The organism is Vibrio navarrensis, from assembly GCF_000764325.1.
Classification (GTDB): domain Bacteria; phylum Pseudomonadota; class Gammaproteobacteria; order Enterobacterales; family Vibrionaceae; genus Vibrio; species Vibrio navarrensis.
The window spans coordinates 1,770,883-1,791,381 of sequence record NZ_JMCG01000001.1; the positions used below are offsets into that span (position 1 = coordinate 1,770,883).

Here is a 20,499-nt window from a genome sequence, read left to right on the forward strand (position 1 = left end):
AAGCTCAATACGGCGATTGAGCTTTTTTTGTTGCCTTGGCTAAACCTAGCTCGCCAGCTGATACTTATGCAGCATCTCTTGCTGCTGACCTGCAATATCCGCAACTTGCTGTGAGCTTTCCACCATCGATTCCAACTGCTGCCTAGTTTGATCGCCCTGCTCAGAAACATGGGCAATAGAGCGAGAGACTTCAGAAGTGGCTCGCTGCTGCTCTTCTGTCGACAAAGTGATTTGTTCAACGCGCTCGCGAATATGTCCAACGGCGATCTCAATATCGCTGAAGGCGACTTTCACTTCACTGCTTGCTGCTAGTGCTTCGGCCATTCCCTTGCGCGACTCGTCGACCGATTGGCGACTTTTCTCAGCGGCCGATATCAACTCGTTCATCATTTCGCTGATGTTTGATGTTTGTTTAGAGGTATCGCTGGCCAGCTTACGCACTTCATCGGCTACCACAGCAAATCCTCGTCCTTGCTCACCCGCTCGGGCGGCTTCAATAGCCGCGTTCAACGCTAGCAAGTTGGTGTTTTCCGCGATGCCGCTAATCAGATCGACCATTTCGCGAATCGCTTTAACGCGTAAATCCAGCTCGCGCATCGCTTCTTCGTTGATGTTCAATGACTGTTCAAGCAGCGCCAAACGATTGAGACTTCCTTCGACCACTCTAACGCCGTGTCGCGTATTTTCTGTCGCCGTTTTGGCATCATCGTAAGAGGCACTGGTAACAGACGCGATCTCTTTGATTGAGGCTTCCAGTTCAGTCACCGTCGCCACCATCGCCGCTAAGGCATCATTTTGCACACTCAAACTTTGGCTAGAATACTCCGCCGCACCGTGGCTGATTTCTGCCGTTTGATAGAGCGCCTCACAGTTTCTAGTAACGACCGTGAGTGACTCACCCGTGGAGTTGATAACTTGGTTGAGTTTTCTCGCCACTTCACGCATCTCATGCGGTCCTACTTCCTCGGCTAATTGGGTAAAATTATGCTGGGTGAGTTCAGAAAGGCGCTTCAGAATATTTTTCAGACCACGATTGACCCATGCACGGAAACCAAGCCATGAAGTGATGACCAGAGCAACCACCACTACGCCACTGAGCGTCAGAGTGAGGATCATATTGCTAATGGTTTGATTTACAATCTGCTCGCCTTGGTGGATCAATGACGAGGCAGTGGCCGAGATCGCGTTCAATAGCTCGATGGTTTCATTGGATAAATGTGTAGCTTGAGTGATTTGCATCTGCTGCTCTTGTTGATTTTGAACTCTCTCCATCAACATGGCTAGGACGCCTTGTTCTTTAAAGCCAGCCAACACCATCTCATAAGGCGCGGTTAAGCTAGCAAATTCAGTGACATCTGGATGCCACTCTTTAAAATCATCATAAGCGAGACGGATCCCGGCGATACGGTTACGCATTTCACGATACTCGCTCTCCGCCTTTTCTGGATCGCTTTGCATCATTAGCATGAGAAACGTACTCTCCATGGAGCTTGCCCCTGCGCTAAAGCGGTTTGCTGCATCGGTGGATTCCGGGTTATCGACACTCAAAAACGAGCTGATGCGATTCATCTCTGGACCAATTGAGCTGAGACCATAGCGAAAACTGCTAATTGCTTGGTCAATTTTTTGTTGGTTCTCGATCGCTTGTGCTTGTCTCGCCAAGATATCTGAGGTGATCTGGGCAATCGCATCGACATTACTTTGCAACTGCTGTTGTTGTCGCGTGGAAATCACTTGCTCAAAGGCGCCTGTAATGGCCATTACTCGTTCAATGTATTGAGACGTTTCTGAAGTCAATTGCGTAATTTTACTGCGAGTTGCTTGCAGTTCATCCGGGTCTTTAAGTGAAGATCCGTAGTTGAGCAGTTTTATCTGTTCGAGAATATTCTGGGTTAGTTTGGCGTTATTCATCGCAAGTGGTAAAGCTTGGGTCGACAAAGTGCTAAACTGTGTTCCTATCTTTTGCACACCGTTGTAACTCGATATCGAGAGTGCAAAGACGAGGAGGATGATAGAGAGAAACAGCACGCTGATCGCTTGGATCAAAGAGAGAGAAGCGCGTTTAGTTTTGGGCGAATTCATACATTAACCAAAGTATCAAGTCACAGGAATGAGACAAAGTGTGATTTACTGCCAAGTTTATGGGCCGTTCGTGACAGTTACATGACAGTAAAAAGACATCCTGATTACATATGAAACAATTTAATTATTTAATTTTGCTAATGATTTTTCTTGTTGGTGGATGTAGCCAGACGAAGATGGCTCAGCCTGAGGTTGATAAAATGAATCTTTCGGAGCACGTTTTAGCCAACAACCCTCAACTACAGTCATTTTATCTCGAATGGTATGGTACACCATATCAGTTTGGTGGGAGTGATAAAGATGGCGTCGATTGTTCGGCTTTTGTTCAGCATGCCTTCAGCCAAGCCTACCAATTTACTCTGCCCAGAACCACGAGAGAGCAATTTGATGCGAGCCGGAAGATTGAATGGCAGCAGAAGCAACAGGGAGACTTGCTGTTCTTTAAAACCAGTAAATCGGACTATCATGTAGGAATATATTTAGGCGGGTTGCAGTTTATGCATGCATCTACAAGCATGGGGGTGATCATTTCACGGCTTGATAATCCTTATTGGGCGGATAAATTTTGGCAGGTCAGAAGAGTTACTCTCTACTCTAACTCTTCTGACCCAATAGTATCAATCGTACTTAGCCACAGCACTGTCAAATAGGTTTTTTACCAGTGCAATGTACTCATCAAGAAAATTGATCTGTTCGTTTGTCGCTTTCTTATGCCAAACGCCCGCCAACACTTCACCCAGATCGTCTGCGACCATATCGGCTTCTTTCAGCAATTTAAAACGGATGCTGGAATGCAGTTCTGGATTTTGTTCAAAAAGAGCCATGATGTTGGATGCAATCATGTCTGTGACTACATCTTCTATGGTTTCTGTGCCTGTATCGCCAACGTCAGACGCGAATACATCAAGATTCAAGGCAAGGTGCTCTATGAGAGCTAAGTATCCATCGGTTTCAACAACCACTCTTCTTCTCCGTCTGAATGCTTACATCACGCGTAAGCTTACAACTTTTTTATCTAAGTTAATACTAAGACATGTCTGGGAAATTTCACCAACTTAATCAATTATAAATCGCAGAATTTGATCAAATGGCGTACTTTCCATCAAAAGCGAACAGAGATCACTCTTCGTAAACGCAAGTTTGGTTGCGGCCGCTCTCTTTTGCCGCATAAAGCGCCTTATCAGCGCATTTGAGCCACTCCACGTATCCGGAAAAAGCAGGTTTAAACTCACATACACCTAAACTGATGGTGTAATTGATCACGAAGTCTTCGACTCGAACAATTTCTTGCTCGACTCGTTTGCGTAAACGTTCAGCGAAATAACGCGCTTGATCGGCACTGGTATTTGGTAATAGAACGGTAAACTCTTCACCACCATAGCGCCCGCACAAGTCGCTGCTGCGAGCGGTTTTCTTGAGCATATTAGAGGTTTTACGAATCACTTCATCGCCAGCGTGGTGGCCGTAGGTATCATTGACGCGTTTAAAATGGTCGATATCGAAAATGACCAGTGAACTGTGTGTATCGAGAAACTGCATTCGATTAAACTCTTCTTTCATCGACTGTTCCCAGTAGGCTCGATTATACAGCCCGGTCAGCCCATCACGGCGGCTCATTTCAGACAGATGCTGATTGGTCTCTTTGAGGTGAATTTTATTGCGAGCGATTTCGGAAACATCATTAACCTGGATCGCTATGTGTGTCACTTGACCACAGAGAGAACGCAATGGCGTGATAACGATGTCTTGATACATATAGGTGCTGCCATGCGAGACTGGCGAAAAGTTATGAAACTTAAATAGATAAGGACGGTTTTCCCAACTAGAGAAAGAGCGCGTCGCCAGATCTGCGGCGGTATTTACTTTGGTCTCCAACCAGACGCGTGGCAACTCATGAAAACACTCAAAAAGGCTTTTACCTAAAATGTGCTGTGACATCACCCCACTGTAGGACTGCATGAAACTGTTCCAGACACACACTTGAAATGAGCGGTCGATAACAACCAAGCCTGAGTCCATGGTATCGAGAATTTGGGTTACCCAGTGAAAATCGGCAATATCGAGCGTTAAGTCCGAAGTCATAATGTCTCCATGATGTCGTAGATGATGGCAACCGACGGACTATCAATCAGAAATAGCACCTCGCATTCAAAATCCATGCTTTCAGCAAAATAGGTGTACTCAATGGTAAACAGTTCGTCTGATTCTTGTCCACAATCGATGTCCTGAATCACCATATCGATGATGGCGGGCTGACGCAGTGAGAAGGATTTGTCGAGATGGCCACCAAGCGAGGTTAAAAAAGAAGAAACCAGTAAGTTGGCAATGTTGAGAATTACCTCGTTATGGGTGGTAAAGTCTTTGTGGTAACCGAGCTTCTCACCTATTTGATCAATGTCGTTACCACGAAGGCAAACTAAAGCTTCTCCATGAATGCCACCACCTACAAAGCGCTGAGAAACGGCGACCGATCCTTCCCTTTTCACTACATCAACCATCGTCATGTAGAGCTCACCACAAGTGAGAGGTCCTACATTCGGTACCGGTAGCTGAATGAACTCGTTGAGATGGTCTGCCATAATCGCCGCTCCTTTACCTAGAGCAATATTGGCGATCTCTTTAAATTTTAAAAGTGGGGTGGTGAGCGCTTCGGCTTTAAGGACAGGCTTAACATGAGGGTTGGTGTAGCGTAGCCCTAATTGCTGGAACAAGGGCTCTGCTTCTTCATCGCTAAAGGGTTTTTCTACAAAGGCGATGGCTCCCATATTCAGACATCGCTGCTTCGCTTCCCTTTGTACATCTCCAGAAACCACCACCACACGAGTTTTGTATTGACTGACGGGCAAACTGGCTAACAGCTCAAAACCGTCCATCACTGGCATGGTGAGATCCAAAAACAGCACATCGATATTCTGTTCCATCATGATCTGCAGTGCTTCATAGCCATCTTGCGCTTCGAGAAGATGCACAGAGCTATCGCATACAATTGAACGGCTGATTGACTTTCTTGCAACCGCCGAATCATCGCAAATGAGTATTTTCATACAGACCGTGGAACCAATGTCAAAAAATGAATAATACTGGTCGAACAAAAAATGCTCTAGAGGGAAAAGGCAGAAAAAGGGGGAAGATAAGCGACTAAATTCACATTTGAGTTATTTTTTTTCGAAAAATTACCTGATTATTGCTGAAGTTTGTGAAATGGCGACATTTTGTTTCTCCTTCTAGCATACACTTAGGTTGAAACCAGCGTCGTCAGATGGGAGGCTTTATGTGGCAAGCGATTTCAGAGCAGCTTTCAGACACTTTAATGTTCTCTTACGAGATTGTAGAGAAGATCCCGCTTGCTGGCGGTGATATCAGTGACTGCTTTATGATCAGCGATGGCGAACAACGTTATTTCGTCAAAGTCAACGAGCGTGATTTCCTGCAAAAGTTTGAAAGTGAGGCGGAGAATCTGCGTCAGCTACGAGAAACCTGCACCATCCATCTGCCAGAGTTGATTTTGACAGGCGTCTCTAAATCCAACGCTTTTATCATTCTCAATTACCTCCCGACCAAACCACTTGAAGATGCGCAAAGCAGCTATCAATTAGGTCAACAGCTTGCGAGGTTGCATTTGTGGGGAGAACAGAAAGAGTATGGTTTAGACCAAGACAACTTCATTGGCGCGGTGCTGCAACCCAATGCTTGGCATAAAAAATGGCACACTTTTTTTGCTGAACAACGAATCGGTTGGCAATTACAACTCTTACGTGAAAAAGGCATCAACTTTGGTGTGCTAGATGAGATTGTCGAAGTCGTAAAGCGTCAGCTCATTAGCCACAACCCTCGCCCTTCCCTATTGCATGGTGATTTATGGAATGGAAACGTGGCGCTATCTGCCTGTGGCCCACTCTGTTTTGATCCCGCGAGCTATTGGGGAGATCGTGAATGTGATATTGCCATGACAGAGTTGTTTGGCGGTTTTCAGCCCGAGTTTTACCAAGGCTATGAGAGCTTAGCACCACTCCCATTTGGTTACGCTCAGCGCCGAGAAATTTATAATCTTTACCATCTTCTCAATCATTGCAATCAGTTTGGCGGTCACTATCTGGAACAAGCACAGAAGGCGGTTGACAATGTTCTCTCTTACTGAGTGAAACGCATAAATTAAATGCCTAGCCAGCAGTGCTAGATCAAGAATGTCATCGTTTTCAGTACAACGATGACATTTTTCGAGTCATATCACTTTAACTTCTGTTCGTTTGTCTATGTATTGAGTTTTTTGTCATGTTTTGCACTTATTTTGAGTCAAACATCAACTTTCCTGCCTAACATAAATTCAGAGCGTAGTGCTGTTGTGTACAAATAAACTGGCTTTTTAGCGCTTTGGCTAGCAAGCATTTCGTCACTCGCCACGTTTGCCGACACAAACCAGAATAGACGTAAGGAAAAGAAGTATGCGTAACTACACTGAAAAACACATCAAATGCCCTCATTGTGGCCATCTTATCGGTATTACATTAGACGCTAGCAATGGCAGTCAAGACTTCTACGATGACTGCCCAGCTTGTTGCCACGCAATCCACCTCAATATGATGGTGGACGAAATGCAAGACACCATTCAACTAACGATAGACGCCGACGACGAGCAGGTTTTCTAAGAGAAGATTACCGCCACAGAGACGTGGCGGTGTGTTGTTAAGCCAAACCTTTCGCCGCCAACACGCGTTCAGTGGTATCCACAATCGCTTGGGTTTGTGGGTCAAATTCGATATTTACTCGCTCTCCAACCTTTCTTACGCCAAACAGAGTTCGATTTAATGTCTCCGGAATGAGATGCACGGAAAAACGATTTTCCACCACTTCACCGATAGTTAATGAGCAACCATCCACACCAATAAAACCTTTTTCGAGCACGTATTTCATTTGCTTCTCTGGCAAGCTAAACCAAACGGTGCGGTTGTTGGGGCTATCAATCACTTCTTCGATCAAAGCGGTATTGCTGATATGGCCTGACATGCTGTGTCCACCAATCTCATCACCAAACTTCGCGGCTCGCTCAATATTCACTTTATCGCCTGTTTGTAAGTCGCCCAAATTAGTCAGTAATAGGGTTTGCTGCATAAGGTCAAAACTGACCAGTTCACCGTCAATGCGAGTCACGGTTAAGCAACAGCCGTTGTGGGCCACCGAGGCACCGATTTTTAACCCTTCTAGCATTTCATTGCATAGACGGAGTGTATGAGTCTGAAATTGTTCTTTTCTATCAATGATGACCACTTCTGCCATTCCCTGAACAATGCCTGTAAACATGCTATGCAACCTCTTTTTTCTAGCGCGTAGTTTAAGATTCCATTATTATCTTGGATCAATATTCCGGAGGCTTCAAAAAAATCATACTGATTGTTCTGGCCTACGCTCAACACCAGACAACTTTCCCGAAATGATACCTGTGCTGAATGTTCATCAGCTCAACCACTCCATAGGTTACGTGCCTTTGTCTGCCCCGGAAATGCAATAAGACCTTATAACATATTTACCTATCTAGTGGAGTACACGTGCAAAATTACAAGAAAGAAGCATCCAACCTCGTCAGGTTAGCAACACCAGTGCTCATTGCTTCCGTTGCACAAACCGGTATGGGTTTTGTCGATACCGTGATGGCCGGCGGCGTGAGTGCAATCGATATGGCAGCCGTCTCTGTTGCCTCAAGCATTTGGTTTCCTTCAATTCTGTTTGGCATTGGCCTGTTGATGGCCCTGGTTCCAGTTGTTGCTCAGCTCAATGGAGCCGGAAAACGCGACAATGTGCCGTATGAAATCCAGCAAGGCGCAGTAATGGCACTGCTTATCAGTGTGCCTATCATCGTGGTGCTTTTCCAAACGGAACGAATTGTTAGCCTTATGGATGTTGAAGTCGCGTTAGCGACCAAAACAGTAGGTTATATCCACGCGGTGATCTTTGCAGTACCAGCTTTTCTGCTGTTTCAAACACTGCGTAGCTTGACCGACGGGCTGTCTTTGACCAAACCCGCGATGGTCATTGGCTTTTTCGGCTTGCTGCTCAATATTCCGCTCAACTGGATGTTTGTCTATGGCAAACTTGGCGCGCCTGCGCTCGGTGGCGTCGGTTGTGGGGTGGCGACGGCCATTGTCTACTGGATCATGTTTTTCATGTTGCTGCTTTATGTGACGACGTCACAAAGGCTCAAACAGGTGAAGCTATTCCATGTTTGGTATCGCCCTAATCTCAGTGCTCAAATCAAACTCTTTAAACTTGGTTTCCCTGTCGCCGCCGCACTGTTTTTTGAAGTCACTCTTTTTGCCGTTGTGGCGTTGATGGTCGCACCGCTCGGCTCTGTGGTGGTTGCAGCCCACCAGGTGGCGATCAACTTTTCCTCCCTGCTGTTTATGTTACCAATGAGTATTGGCGCGGCGACCAGCATTCGCGTTGGTCATAAACTTGGCGAAGCCAGCACTGAAGGCGCAAGAGTGGCTTCCCATGTTGGTTTGATGGTTGGGCTACTCACTGCGGTATTCACTGCGACAGCAACGGTGCTGCTGCGTGAGCCGATTGCATTGCTCTATACCGATAACCAAGCGGTGATCCATCTCGCGATGCAACTACTACTGTTTTCGGCCATCTATCAATGCACCGATGCAATTCAAGTTATTGCGGCAGGTGCGCTTCGTGGTTACAAAGATATGAAAGCCATCTTTAACCGTACGTTTATTGCGTACTGGCTGCTGGGTTTGCCAACGGGCTATGTGCTTGGCATTACCGATTGGGTTGTTGAGCCGATGGGCGCGCAAGGCTTTTGGATTGGCTTCATCGTCGGCCTCTCAGCGGCCGCGTTAATGTTAGGGTTGCGTCTGCATTGGTTGCACAAGCAAAGTGACGACATACAGCTGCAACTGGTAGGAAAATAGCTATCTACCCAGTTATCGACCACACTCTTCAAGCCGGCGAACGCCGGCTTTATACTATCCTAAACATGGGATGTTATTGAGGATGACTATGTTACGGCGTGTTTGCTTACTCTTATTTCCCCTCTTTTCGCTGACTGCCTGCATCGACAATAGCGGTATTGAAGATCGCTTTGTCACCTATGCAGAACGTCTGGCCAACGTTTTAGAGGTAGATGCGCCAACACCGCCCTCCTCTTTTGCTATCACACTTGAGGATAAAAGACGGCTATACAGTGAGCTGCCTCGCTTATCGCTCGGTTTACTGGACAGCTATGAGCTGCGTGATTGTGGCCTTTTTCAAATCGTTGCTGAAAAGAACTCGTCGCTTGGAAAGGTTTGGGATCAGTTCCAAGATTTCGACTATCAACTACGTTTAAGTGATACGCTACGTCAATGCCTAATGTCTGACTCGCTCTCGGCTCGCTTGAGGAGACAACTGGAAGATCTTGCCATGATCAAACAGGGTCATTTGTCCATCCATTTGCGAAACTTAATCTTGACCAGTGATGCGATGAGAAAGCAATTGAGTGGTTATCAGTGGTTAATGGAGGGGCAACAAAGCCAGTGGAGTGAGATTCATGACGCCTTGTCGATTTTTGCGCAGATAGACGCCGCGGCCAAGGTGGGTGCACCGGTTACTTTGTCAGTCTACCCCTACCAAGAAGTATTAGAGAGAGCGCCGCTGATTGGTGCTTTGTACTACTCGCTACAACGCTCAACACGTTGGCTGAATCTCACCACTGATATGCTATCGAAGCATTTTTCTTCTATTCACTGCGGTCCTAACCGGGATCAGACTCGTTTTAACTACCTGCGCAACGTTTTTAATGAAACCTACATAAAGTCGATTCAAGCGTATAACGCCGAACTTGACGCAGCTTACTACCAATTGAGTAACCATTTGCCCATCATCATTACGTCATTTGAAGAGCAAAACTCGGCATATCGGCTCCAAGAAGCTCATCGAGAATTTCGCCAAGCCAATCTAGAGCACATTCAGTTTTGGCAGCAACTTTTTCAGCGCTGCCAGAACCCTGTTCAATAGTCCGCGCTTATTGAGTAACACGCTGGCGCAAGTAACGAGCAAACTTAGGAATGCCATTGTGGGTTAGGCCGTTATAACGAAAAGTAATGGTGCTGCCGATCGCTGGTGGCGTTTCGCGTTGCACATCGGTAAACCCGCTACCGATATAAAATTCCGTTCCATCCCCCAGCCTAACCAAAATGGCGCCCATTTTACCCATAAGGCGCCCACTACCGGGCTTATAGCCAATCACCACCGCCTCATCGTCTTGATAACGCTTGAGTTTAAGTAGATCGGAGCTACGACCTGCTTGATAGCGACTGCTGATTTTACGCAGCATTATCCCCTCACCTTGCTGCTGATCTATTTCATCTAAGTGTGCAAACAGCGCTTGTTCACTTTGTATCGGCATATGTTCAACGTATTGGATATGTTGAACGTCCATTGTTCGAACCAAATCAGTAATGTGATGGTAACGCTTGCGGTAGTCACCTGCTGTATGCGGGGAATCAAAAATCATAAAGCGAATTTGCTGCCATGCTTGGTCGATCGGGGTGGTATCCAACACGGTTTGTTGCACAAGATGAAAATGACCTCGCCCAGCCCAAAGCTCGCCATCTAATGGATAGTTGGGCAGCGCCTGCACAAACCAGGCAGGTGCGTGAATTTTTTTGCCACTGCGAGTTTGGAGCTGCTCCCCTGTCCAATAGGCACGAATGCCATCCAGTTTTTCGCTGTACCAGTACTCATCGATGTTAATTCCGCTTTGGTAGTTTTCAGCCAACACAATATCGGCTTCTGGCGGTGGATACAGCCCTTCGGCATAAGTAGCGAAAGTGGCTAATAGGCAGGAAGCTAAGATGGTAAGACGCATCGCGTTAATCCTCGTGAATCATCATTTTCTATGATTCAGATTGGGGGCGAATTGCGCATCTCGGGCAAGCTGAGCACATTACTGTTGCGAGGCTAAGTGGGAAATTTCGGCGCTGACAAACATCGTATTTCAGTTACAGATGCGACATAGCACGTTAAATTGGAGCTGAGTTTAATCTTGCCAAATTTTACGCATTTTCTCTATCGTCTGTACTGGCACTTGATGAACGCTAGCGAACTCTCCTTTGCAAACCAGAACCTCAAGTGGAATGTGATTCTCTTTGGCGTATCGGCGATAGGGTGCTAGTTCCCAGTGGCGTACAAATGTATTACTGACAATCACATGCTGCTGAGCTTGTAAAAGCTCAATGGTACGCGCTAAACACCATTGATGCGCTTCGCTTAGTCTTTGCGGATCGAACTGATACTCTCCGTTTGCGTCGACGAAAAACATATCCGTCTCAATGTGTATCGCCTGATGTTCTCTCGCCAGCTTTTGCGCCAAGGTACTTTTGCCGGAACCCGGTAATCCACGGATTAACGTCAATTTTGCCTTTGTCATTAAAGTAACCTCGTGATGACGCCGATTTGAAAGAGAAATAAACTGCTCAGGATTATACACACTTGCGACAAGAGTTGGCGTTTTGGTTAAGCCTAATCAATTGAACAGAAGTAAAATAACTTAGAACCATGTCACTTTGGCCTGAAAATTGCCCTAATCGTTTCAGAGGATAAATTCGGCGTACTTCGCCCTTTTTAAACAAAGTTTTGCACCAAATTGAAACATAGGAGGCACCAGTATGGGCAGTTTTTGGGATAAAAGATGGCAGATCATTGAAGGTGCGGACAGCTTGTATCAGGTAATCCAGCGTTCACATAAACCAGCGACTAAACGAGAGTTGGCACAGGCGCCGTCTCAGTCGCGCAGCAATCGACAAGCGGTTCACTATACGCCGCCAGAAATACGCGAACTGGTGGATGAGATCGTCCGTTACTCCAGCGTGAAAACGGAGCGCAATGCCAGTCGAAAATAATCTTTACTGTTGAGTTTTTACTCATTCACACCAGGAAAATGTGATTTAGGACGACTCTTTTTTACAATTTGTAGCAAGTTGGCTTGTTATTTTCGTTCAAATCCCAATGATCACAGTATGAGTTAGCAGACCCTCTCTCGGGAGAGGGTTATTCATATTAATTTGATGCACCGCAATGCGAGCCTGCGCCAGTGAATTTTAGTATTACGCTTCCAAACCGAAGCCATTTTCAAAGGTAATTTTTATGTCTGATGCACCAACTACCGTGGAGTATACCGTCGAAACCCTACAACCTGTGGTTGAATCTTCAGGTTCAGTATGGGGTTATGTTTTAGGGGGTATTGCTGTGGTTGCCCTGCTTGGTTACGTGGTTTACAAAAAAGCCAATACGCCTTCTTTTGTGATCAAGCAAATGCGTAAGCGCAATCAGAAAGAGATGAAAAAGCAAGGCATCGAAAGTGCTGAAGCGATGATCGATCTTGATCAACTACTTAATGCGGTGGAAGACTATGCGAACGATAAAGGCATGAGCGGAACTCAGATGGTTCAGCTTCTCGCACCACTAAACGACAAAGCGAAAATCAAATCGGCCACGGATCTCTACAGTTCAATGTCTTACATTGCCAAAAGTATCGATAACATGGCGCTGGCAAAAACGTTGGGAAATAAGGCCAAGCAAGTCCGTTCTAGCTCTGCGTTGATGGCTGGCCTACTCAAACGTGCTGGCGTGTAATTCGCAAACGCTCTGCAACTTATACGTTCTACTTTGGGGTTTGTCTTTTTTAGGCAGACCCTTTTGCTTATTTAGCTCACCCATTCATTAAGTCTTTGCTGTTTGAGCAAATTGGCTTGAACGCAAAAATATTACGCTTCGCTTGAAGACAAAAGACCACAAGGGCGATATGCTGCGTTTTAAGAGAGTGAACTGTCTGAAATGCAATGGATTTTTGTGCTTTGAATCACACTAGTGGCGTTTCTGCTGTGACAGCGTCGCCAAGTTATCCATACCCGCTTTTTGGTATGATTTTTTAAGGAAAAACAATGCCTCCAATGATTGTCGGCCACCGTGGTGTGGCAGGTTCTTACCCAGAAAATACGCGGGCAAGTGTGCAAGCCGCGATTGATCTTGGTCTCAGTTGGGTTGAAATTGACGTTCAACCAACCAAAGATGGTGTGTTGGTGGTTTGCCACGACCACACGATCGACCGTTGTAGCAACGGCAAAGGCTGCATCGATGAGCACACGTTGGAAGAATTACAAGATTTAGACTTTGGCGGTTGGTTTGACCCCAAGTTCAATGATGAACCGATCATGACATTGGAATCGCTGCTAAAAATGGCTGCTGAGTATGATTTGGGCTTAAACATTGAAGTGAAAGTCGATCGCCACGAATTGAGTAGTATCGTACGTGATCTCAAAGAGTTGCTTGATGATAGCCCGCTCACTACCGACAAAATCTTGCTGTCTAGCTTTAGCCACGAGGTGATTTTGCAGTTACATAAACACTGCCCGGGTTACCGACTGGCCGTGCTAAGTGAACGTTTGTCACAACGAGACAGACAAGTACTGAAAGAAGTCAACGCGTTCAGTTGTAACTTAAACTATCGCTGGATTACAGAAAAACACATTCTCGACTTGCGCCGTGGCGGATATCAGATCTGGTGTTTTACCCTTAACCAGCCGGATAAGTTTCGTTATTTTGACAAAGTCGATGCGATCTTCTCTGATTTCCCTGAACGTTTTATCTCTTAACGCCTTCTGCTCTCGAGAGGTTGTTTCAAAGCCGTTTTAATAACAATGCCCACCAAAGTGGTGGGCATTGTTGTTAACTTCTCATTGAATCAACCTTGTTTGCTGGTTGATTCTCGAATCACTAATTCGCTTTGGTAAACACGATGCTCGACAGGCACAGTTTCCTTGTTGGCGAGCTTGAGAGCACAAAGTGTCGCATCTTTACTTAAGGTAACGATCGGCAGGCTGACTGTTGATAAACTCGGTATCGCATAAGCGGCAGCTGGCTCATTATCGATACCGATTACGGCGATATCGCTAGGCACTTTTTTCCCGTGATCGTACAGTGCGCGCATTGCACCTAACGCCATATCATCGTTGCTGGCAAAAACGGCCGTGAACGTTTCATCTGTTTGTAGTAACTCGTTCATCGCTTCATAACCACCAGCCAGCGTGTTATTACTCTCAATTACCAAATCAGTGCTTACCGCAATACCCTTATCTTGCAACGCTTTTTGATAGCCGTGAAAACGAATTTTGCCCGTCTCGCTCTGTAATGGCGACGCAATGCAAGCGATCTGTCTGTGTCCAAGTGAGAGTAAATGATCCATGGCCAGTGACGTCACCTGCTGCTGATCGAGGCCAAAGCTGTATAAATAAGGGCTGGTCAAACGTCGATTGAGGATCAATAGCGGCCGTTGTATCTTTTGCTGCAAGCCAACCAGTTCATCCTGCGATAAATGGCGGCTATAAAGTAAAACCGCATCACAGCGCTGGGCAGCTAGAGTTTCAACCGCTTCACGTTCCCCTGCTGCACTGTTTTTACTGTTGACCACCAGCAGTTTCTTACCCGCTTTTTGTGTTTCTTGCTCTGCATGGTGCAGTACGCTGCCAAAATAGCTACTTTCAAAGTGAGGCAGCACCAAACCTATCGAGTGCGAGGTATTGGTCGCGAGCGCTTGAGCTAGTGTATTTGGTTGATAACCAAGCTGGCGCATCGCCGCATGCACAGCTTCGCGCGTTTTCGGTTTCACTTGCTCGCTGCCGTTGATAACGCGTGACACTGTCGCCTTGGAAACGCCTGCCAGCGCGCACACATCTGTTATGGTTGCCATTTTTTTCTCACTAAAAGAGGCGCGATTGCGCCTCTATATAACGTGTCGCTCAGAATGGCAATTAAATCTCTTTGCCGTTGGTGGCGATCACATTTTGATACCAGTAGAAGCTCTTCTTCTTCGAACGGGCAAATGTACCACTTCCATCATCATGTTTGTCAACATAGATGAAGCCATAACGCTTTTTGTATTCGCCAGTGGTAAAGGAAACGCAGTCGATACAGCCCCAAGGGGTGTAGCCCATTACCTCAACCCCATCGTAGTGAATCGCTTGCTTTACTGCTTTGATATGCGCCGCCAAGTAGTTAATGCGATAATCATCATTAATTGAACCGTCTTCTTCAACAGTATCGTACGCACCCAAGCCATTCTCTACGATAAAGATCGGCTTTTGGTATCGCTCATACAGCTCAGAAAGCGCATAACGCAGGCCATCTGGATCAATCTGCCATCCCCAATCTGAAGCGGGAAGGTGGGGATTAAGTCGACTGTTTTCAAACAGCGATGTCGTCTCACTATTAGGATCAGGCTCTGCGGAGACGATATTGGTCATGTAGTAACTGATTGCCAGATAATCAGCGCAACCCGCTCGCAGAATGGCTTCATCATCATCCAGCATCTCAACCTGAACTCCTTTACGCTGCCACTCCTTAAGCAAATAGCTAGGATAATAGCCTCGAACTTGTACGTCACTGAATAGATATTTCTCACGCATCAACTCTTGTGCCAACAAAACATCTTCCGGACGTGAGGTGGCAGGATACAGCGGCATCATATGGATCATGCTGCCAATTTTAAAATCCGGATTGATCTCGTGCCCCAGTTTCACCACTAACGCACTGGCAATAAATTGGTGATGTAACACTTGGTACATGGCTTGTTCTGGGTGGTCTTGCTCAGCGTAAAGCATGCCTGAGTTGCAATAACCAAAGATCGGTAGCTTCCAGTTACGTTGGTTATTGATTTCATTAAAGGTGATCCAGTATTTCACCTTATGTTTGTAGCGTGTCATCACCACTTGCGCAAATTTGGTGAAGTGATCAATCAAATCGCGGTTGAGCCAACTGCCGTACTGCTTTACCAGATGCAGCGGCATCTCAAAATGTGACAACGTAATGACTGGCTCAATGCCATGACTTAACAGTTCGTCAAACAGATCATCATAAAACTGCAAGCCTGCTTCATTGGGCTCTGTTTCATCGCCATTAGGGAAAATGCGTGTCCACGCTATTGACGTGCGGAAACACTTAAAGCCCATTTCCGCAAACAGTGCAATGTCTTGTTTGTAGTGATGGTAAAAGTCCACCGCTTGATGGTTGGGGTAAAACTCTCCCGCCTGCACACCATCGGTAATCTTGCGTGCGACCTCATGCTCCCCTCGAGTCATCACGTCAACGATGCTTACGCCTTTACCACCTTGATCCCAACCGCCCTCAACTTGGTGAGCGGCTACCGCCCCGCCCCACAAAAAATCGTTAGGAAAAACAGACTTAGTCATAGATGACCTCTCTCACAAAATTGGCAATTCATTGTTAGCCAGTTCAAACTGCTGACACTATAACTTAAACCCCTCCAAATGTAACCGGTTTCTGTAACTGGTTACATTTATAAATAACCATAGCGTGATGGTAGTCAATGCTACCTATCACAAGTATCGGTATTTCGAATTAGTTTCAGCAGCAACCTATGTCTATACTCTAACCGTCAACACAGTATCTCAACGCATTCGAATACAAGCTGATTTTCTACTTTCGAGTGTTCATACAATTAGGCAAGGAGCAATATAATGCATAACGATCAAACAGGTTCTAGTGGCCAATGCCCGGTGATGCACGGCGGTGCGACGTCAGCGGGTATATCGAATATGGACTGGTGGCCTAAGGCGCTAAACTTGGACATCCTTCATCAGCATGACAGCAAAACCAATCCACTCGGTGCTGATTTTAATTATCGTGAAGAGCTGAAAAAGCTTGATGTAGAAGCGCTTAAGCGCGATCTGAAAGCGTTAATGACCAATAGCCAAGAATGGTGGCCGGCCGACTGGGGACACTACGGCGGTTTGATGATTCGTATGGCATGGCACTCTGCGGGCACTTACCGTATTGCCGATGGTCGTGGCGGCGGCGGTACTGGCAACCAACGTTTTGCCCCACTGAACTCATGGCCCGATAACGCCAATTTGGATAAAGCGCGCCGTTTGCTGTGGCCTATCAAACAAAAGTACGGTAACAAAATCAGCTGGGCGGATTTGATGATCCTCGCGGGGAACATGGCTTATGAATCGATGGGCCTCAAAACCTTTGGTTTTGCCTTTGGCCGCGAAGACATCTGGCATCCAGAAAAAGACATTTACTGGGGTTCTGAAAAAGAGTGGCTTGCCAAATCCGGAGGTGAAAATAGCCGTTACTCTGGTCAGCGCGATCTCGAAAACCCACTTGCTGCCGTCATGATGGGGCTTATCTACGTCAACCCAGAAGGTGTGGATGGAAACCCAGATCCACTCAAAACTGCGCAAGACATGCGTGTCACTTTTGCTCGCATGGCAATGAATGATGAAGAGACCGTTGCTCTGACGGCTGGCGGTCATACCGTAGGTAAAGCGCACGGTAATGGTAACGCAGCCAACCTTGGCCCTGATCCTGAAGGTGCGGATCTGCATGAGCAAGGCTTGGGCTGGAATAATCATACCAGCCGAGGTGTTGGCCGAAATACGGTCACCAGCGGTATCGAAGGTGCGTGGACCACTCACCCAACTAAGTGGGATAACGGTTTCTTCTACCTACTCTTCACTTATGAATGGCAACTCACTAAGAGCCCTGCGGGCGCATGGCAATGGGAACCTGTAAACATTAAAGAGGAAGACAAACCTGTTGATGTGGAAGATCCAAGTATTCGCTATAACCCAATGATGACTGATGCCGACATGGCTCTGAAAATGGATCCTGAATATCGCAAGATTTCAGAGCGCTTCTACAAAGACCCAGCTTACTTCTCAGAAGTGTTTGCGCGAGCTTGGTTTAAGCTCACTCACCGCGATATGGGACCAAAAGCGCGCTACTTTGGCCCAGATGTTCCGGCAGAAGATTTGATCTGGCAAGACCCTGTTCCAGCAGGTCGTAAAGACTATGATGTCAATGCGGTGAAAGCAAAAATTGCGGCAAGCGGCCTAACCATCAGTGAAATGGTCAGCACCGCTTGGGATAGTGCTCGTACTTTCCGTGGTTCCGATAAACGTGGTGGTGCCAACGGGGCGCGTATTCGCCTCGCTCCACAAAAAGATTGGCAAGGCAACGAACCTGCGCGCCTTGGTAAAGTGCTGGCGGTATTAGAGAAAATTGCCGCTGAATCTGGCATCAGTATCGCCGATACGATTGTTCTAGCCGGTAACGTAGGTATCGAACAAGCGGCCAAAGCCGCGGGCGTGAATGTGACCGTACCGTTCGCACCGGGACGCGGCGATGCGACAATCGAACAAACCGATGTTGAGTCCTTTGAAGTGCTTGAGCCTCTCGCGGATGGCTTCCGTAACTGGCAGAAAAAGCATTATGTAGTCACACCGGAAGAAATGTTGCTCGACAAAGCGCAACTGCTGCGCCTCACCGCTCCAGAAATGACAGTGTTAATTGGTGGCATGCGTGTGCTTGGCACTAACTACGCTGGCAGCCAACACGGCGTGTTTACCGACCGCGTGGGTGCGTTGACCAACGACTTCTTCGTTAACCTCACCGACATGAGTTACACCTGGAAACCAACCGGTCGTAATTCTTACGAGATTGTTGAGCGTAACAGCGGCAAAGTGAAGTGGACAGCAACTCGAGTGGATCTGGTGTTTGGTTCTAACTCCATCCTACGTGCTTATGCGGAAGTGTACGCACAGGACGACAACAAAGAAAAATTCGTCAAAGACTTTGTTGCCGCATGGACCAAAGTAATGAACGCGGATCGATTTGATTTGTGCTAAAGCAGAGCCTTGTTAAGCAATCCCCCTCGAGCGAGGGGGATTGTATTTACGCTGAAATGACGATTTAGCGTCTCTGCCCCGTCATCAGCTCAAAAGTCCTTGTGTACCTCATCCATAACCACAAAAGTTTTGACGGTTTCTTTATTAAAAACGTCGATCATCAATTGCGTACAGCCCTTAGTATTCCCGTGCTTCTGTTCTTTTGTCACACCGGCACTGGTGGCTTTAACATTGATATACGGCCTCTTTCAGTATGGTTTGATTGTTTAGCGCTGGCTTTGATAAGTCAGAGAGCTTTCACGCCTCTATTAAGAATATTGTACTCACATATCAATACGCTATAGATTATTCGCAAGGCGGTGCGAGGTGAATAAGAGCCAATCCACCAAGTGACGTTTCTCGATATTTCTTATTCATGTCTTTACCTGTTTGGTACATGGTTTCGATAACCTTATCCAGAGAGATCAAAGATTCACTGCTTCGCTTGAGCGCCATACGTGAGGCATTTATCGCTTTCATTGCCCCCATCGCGTTGCGTTCAATACACGGAACTTGCACCAAACCGCCAATTGGATCGCACGTCATCCCGAGTGAATGCTCCATAGCGATCTCTGCCGCGATGCAAATTTGCTCGTTACTTCCGCCACGCAATGCTGTTAGCCCCGCCGCCGCCATCGAAGAAGAGACGCCGACCTCCCCCTGACAACCCACTTCAGCCCCAGAAATCGACGCATTGGTTTTGTACAAAATGCCAATCGCACCGGATACCGCAAGGAAGTCTTTGAGCTGTTTGGTGTCTAACTCTTTAATAAAACGATGGTAATACATCAAAACCGCAGGGATTACCCCAGCCGCACCGTTAGTTGGTGAGGTCACAACCTGACCACCAGCCGCATTTTCTTCACTCACGGCAAACGCAAACAGATTAATCCAGTCCATGATTACCATCGGATCATTTTCTATTGCTGAGTTCGCTTCCAGCTTTTTCAGTAAGTTTGGCGCTCGACGAGTGACGTTCAGGCCGCCCTCTAAAACACCTTCGGTTTTGAAGCCGCGTTCCATACAACGAGTCATCACACGCCAGATCTGTTCTGCTCGTTGATTTATAGTCTCCATATCCTGAAACGCTTGTTCATTGGCCAGAATCATGCCACCTAGGCTCAAGCCATTTTTGTCAGCTTGCGCCAGCATTTCATCCGCCGTTGAGAATGGGTACTCAACTTCCACCTGTATGGCCTTACTGCCACTTTGCAGTTCGGCGGCCGTTGCGATGAAGCCACCGCCGATTGAATACTACGTCTCAAAGCCAACTTGATTGCCAAACGCATCCAGCGCGGTAATCGTCATGCCATTCTCGTGGAGAGGAAGGTTCTCCTCATGGAACAGCATGTCTGTTTTGTAGTTGAATTTGATGTCATGGCGGCCATCGACAGATAATAGACCTTCGTCAATCGCCTTACGCATCGCACTGTTGGCAGATGCGATTTTAATAGTGTCCGGCTTGTTTCCCAATAGCCCCAAAATCGTTGCCCGATCAGTGTGGTGACCTACCCCTGTTAACGAAAGTGAGCCGTATAAATCAACCTGGATACGAACCACTTTTGCCAAGTTCGATTCAATCAAACGTGTAAAGTGGTAACCCGCAATCATAGGACCATTGGTATGAGAGCTCGAGGGCCCCACACCAATCTTGTAAATATCAAAGATAAACAGCATAAAATTTCCT

At 46.7% G+C, this 20,499-nt stretch carries 19 protein-coding genes and 1 pseudogene; 9 read left to right on the forward strand and 11 right to left on the reverse strand.

From position 1 onward, the window contains the following. Nucleotides 1–45: 45 nt before the first annotated feature. Nucleotides 46–2,082, reverse strand: a complete 2,037-nt coding sequence (locus EA26_RS07850; protein ID WP_039426474.1) for a methyl-accepting chemotaxis protein — start codon at nucleotides 2,080–2,082, stop codon at nucleotides 46–48. Between the two features lie 110 nt (nucleotides 2,083–2,192). Between EA26_RS07850 and EA26_RS07855 the strand changes: the two genes are divergently transcribed. Continuing rightward, on the forward strand, nucleotides 2,193–2,732 hold the full coding sequence (locus tag EA26_RS07855) for a C40 family peptidase (RefSeq protein ID WP_052079653.1): 540 nt from the start codon (nucleotides 2,193–2,195) through the stop codon (nucleotides 2,730–2,732). Here EA26_RS07855 and EA26_RS07860 read toward each other — a convergent pair. From EA26_RS07860 to EA26_RS07870, 3 genes are all read right to left on the reverse strand, one after another. Next, nucleotides 2,700–3,044 (reverse strand): DUF3802 family protein, encoded by a 345-nt coding sequence (locus tag EA26_RS07860; RefSeq protein ID WP_039426476.1) that lies wholly within the window; start codon nucleotides 3,042–3,044, stop codon nucleotides 2,700–2,702. The genes EA26_RS07855 and EA26_RS07860 overlap by 33 nt on opposite strands. 157 nt (nucleotides 3,045–3,201) lie before the next feature. Continuing rightward, nucleotides 3,202–4,164, reverse strand: a complete 963-nt coding sequence (locus EA26_RS07865) for a sensor domain-containing diguanylate cyclase (RefSeq protein WP_039426477.1) — start codon at nucleotides 4,162–4,164, stop codon at nucleotides 3,202–3,204. Further along, nucleotides 4,161–5,126, reverse strand: coding sequence for a response regulator (locus tag EA26_RS07870; RefSeq protein WP_039428869.1), 966 nt, complete (start codon nucleotides 5,124–5,126; stop codon nucleotides 4,161–4,163). The genes EA26_RS07865 and EA26_RS07870 overlap by 4 nt, the downstream gene beginning before the upstream one ends. Before the next feature lie 227 nt (nucleotides 5,127–5,353). On the opposite strand from EA26_RS07870, the gene EA26_RS07875 reads away from it, so the two are divergent. Next, a complete protein-coding gene (locus EA26_RS07875; protein WP_039426479.1) occupies nucleotides 5,354–6,220 on the forward strand; it encodes a fructosamine kinase family protein in 867 nt (288 codons plus the stop codon). A 304-nt stretch (nucleotides 6,221–6,524) separates the two neighbouring features. Further along, complete coding sequence (locus EA26_RS07880) at nucleotides 6,525–6,728, forward strand: CPXCG motif-containing cysteine-rich protein (RefSeq protein WP_039426480.1); 204 nt, start codon at nucleotides 6,525–6,527, stop codon at nucleotides 6,726–6,728. 37 nt (nucleotides 6,729–6,765) lie between these two features. On the opposite strand, the gene EA26_RS07885 is transcribed toward EA26_RS07880, so the two are convergent. Further along, nucleotides 6,766–7,380, reverse strand: coding sequence for a riboflavin synthase (locus EA26_RS07885; protein WP_039426483.1), 615 nt, complete (start codon nucleotides 7,378–7,380; stop codon nucleotides 6,766–6,768). 245 nt (nucleotides 7,381–7,625) lie between these two features. Here EA26_RS07885 and EA26_RS07890 point away from each other — a divergent pair, with 245 nt between their 5' ends. Beyond that, complete coding sequence (locus EA26_RS07890; protein WP_039426486.1) at nucleotides 7,626–8,996, forward strand: MATE family efflux transporter; 1,371 nt, start codon at nucleotides 7,626–7,628, stop codon at nucleotides 8,994–8,996. A gap of 88 nt (nucleotides 8,997–9,084) precedes the next feature. After that, on the forward strand, nucleotides 9,085–10,080 hold the full coding sequence (locus tag EA26_RS07895) for a DUF3080 family protein (RefSeq protein ID WP_039426488.1): 996 nt from the start codon (nucleotides 9,085–9,087) through the stop codon (nucleotides 10,078–10,080). Between the two features lie 7 nt (nucleotides 10,081–10,087). On the opposite strand, the gene EA26_RS07900 is transcribed toward EA26_RS07895, so the two are convergent. Together EA26_RS07900 and EA26_RS07905 are read right to left on the reverse strand one after the other, a co-directional pair. Next, the gene (locus EA26_RS07900; protein ID WP_039426490.1) at nucleotides 10,088–10,933 is read right to left on the reverse strand and encodes a DNA ligase; all 846 of its coding nucleotides are present in this window, start codon (nucleotides 10,931–10,933) and stop codon (nucleotides 10,088–10,090) included. Nucleotides 10,934–11,104: 171 nt separating this feature from the next. Further along, nucleotides 11,105–11,494: an ATP-binding protein gene (locus EA26_RS07905; protein ID WP_039426492.1), complete on the reverse strand. Its 390-nt coding sequence runs from the start codon at nucleotides 11,492–11,494 to the stop codon at nucleotides 11,105–11,107. 238 nt (nucleotides 11,495–11,732) lie between these two features. Here EA26_RS07905 and EA26_RS07910 point away from each other — a divergent pair, with 238 nt between their 5' ends. The 3 genes from EA26_RS07910 to EA26_RS07920 all read left to right on the forward strand — a co-directional run bounded on the left by EA26_RS07910 (nucleotide 11,733) and on the right by EA26_RS07920 (nucleotide 13,718). Beyond that, nucleotides 11,733–11,966, forward strand: coding sequence for a hypothetical protein (locus EA26_RS07910; protein WP_039426495.1), 234 nt, complete (start codon nucleotides 11,733–11,735; stop codon nucleotides 11,964–11,966). Between the two features lie 244 nt (nucleotides 11,967–12,210). Then, nucleotides 12,211–12,699: a hypothetical protein gene (locus EA26_RS07915; protein WP_039426498.1), complete on the forward strand. Its 489-nt coding sequence runs from the start codon at nucleotides 12,211–12,213 to the stop codon at nucleotides 12,697–12,699. Between the two features lie 308 nt (nucleotides 12,700–13,007). Next, a complete protein-coding gene (locus tag EA26_RS07920; protein WP_039426500.1) occupies nucleotides 13,008–13,718 on the forward strand; it encodes a glycerophosphoryl diester phosphodiesterase in 711 nt (236 codons plus the stop codon). An 89-nt stretch (nucleotides 13,719–13,807) separates the two neighbouring features. On the opposite strand, the gene EA26_RS07925 is transcribed toward EA26_RS07920, so the two are convergent. Together EA26_RS07925 and EA26_RS07930 are read right to left on the reverse strand one after the other, a co-directional pair. Further along, on the reverse strand, nucleotides 13,808–14,812 hold the full coding sequence (locus EA26_RS07925) for a LacI family DNA-binding transcriptional regulator (protein ID WP_039426503.1): 1,005 nt from the start codon (nucleotides 14,810–14,812) through the stop codon (nucleotides 13,808–13,810). A gap of 61 nt (nucleotides 14,813–14,873) precedes the next feature. Further along, nucleotides 14,874–16,310, reverse strand: coding sequence for a 6-phospho-beta-glucosidase (locus EA26_RS07930; protein ID WP_039426505.1), 1,437 nt, complete (start codon nucleotides 16,308–16,310; stop codon nucleotides 14,874–14,876). Nucleotides 16,311–16,598: 288 nt separating this feature from the next. Here EA26_RS07930 and katG point away from each other — a divergent pair, with 288 nt between their 5' ends. Then, a complete protein-coding gene (gene katG / locus EA26_RS07935; protein WP_039426507.1) occupies nucleotides 16,599–18,773 on the forward strand; it encodes a catalase/peroxidase HPI in 2,175 nt (724 codons plus the stop codon). Between the two features lie 89 nt (nucleotides 18,774–18,862). Here the strand turns inward: katG and EA26_RS20375 are convergent, their stop codons facing one another. Both EA26_RS20375 and EA26_RS07945 read right to left on the reverse strand, forming a co-directional pair. Next, entirely contained in the window at nucleotides 18,863–19,009 is a 147-nt protein-coding gene (locus EA26_RS20375) for a tautomerase family protein (protein ID WP_081947047.1), read from the reverse strand. A 109-nt stretch (nucleotides 19,010–19,118) separates the two neighbouring features. Continuing rightward, a pseudogene (locus EA26_RS07945) lies at nucleotides 19,119–20,489 on the reverse strand (L-serine ammonia-lyase). Nucleotides 20,490–20,499 lie beyond the last annotated feature (10 nt).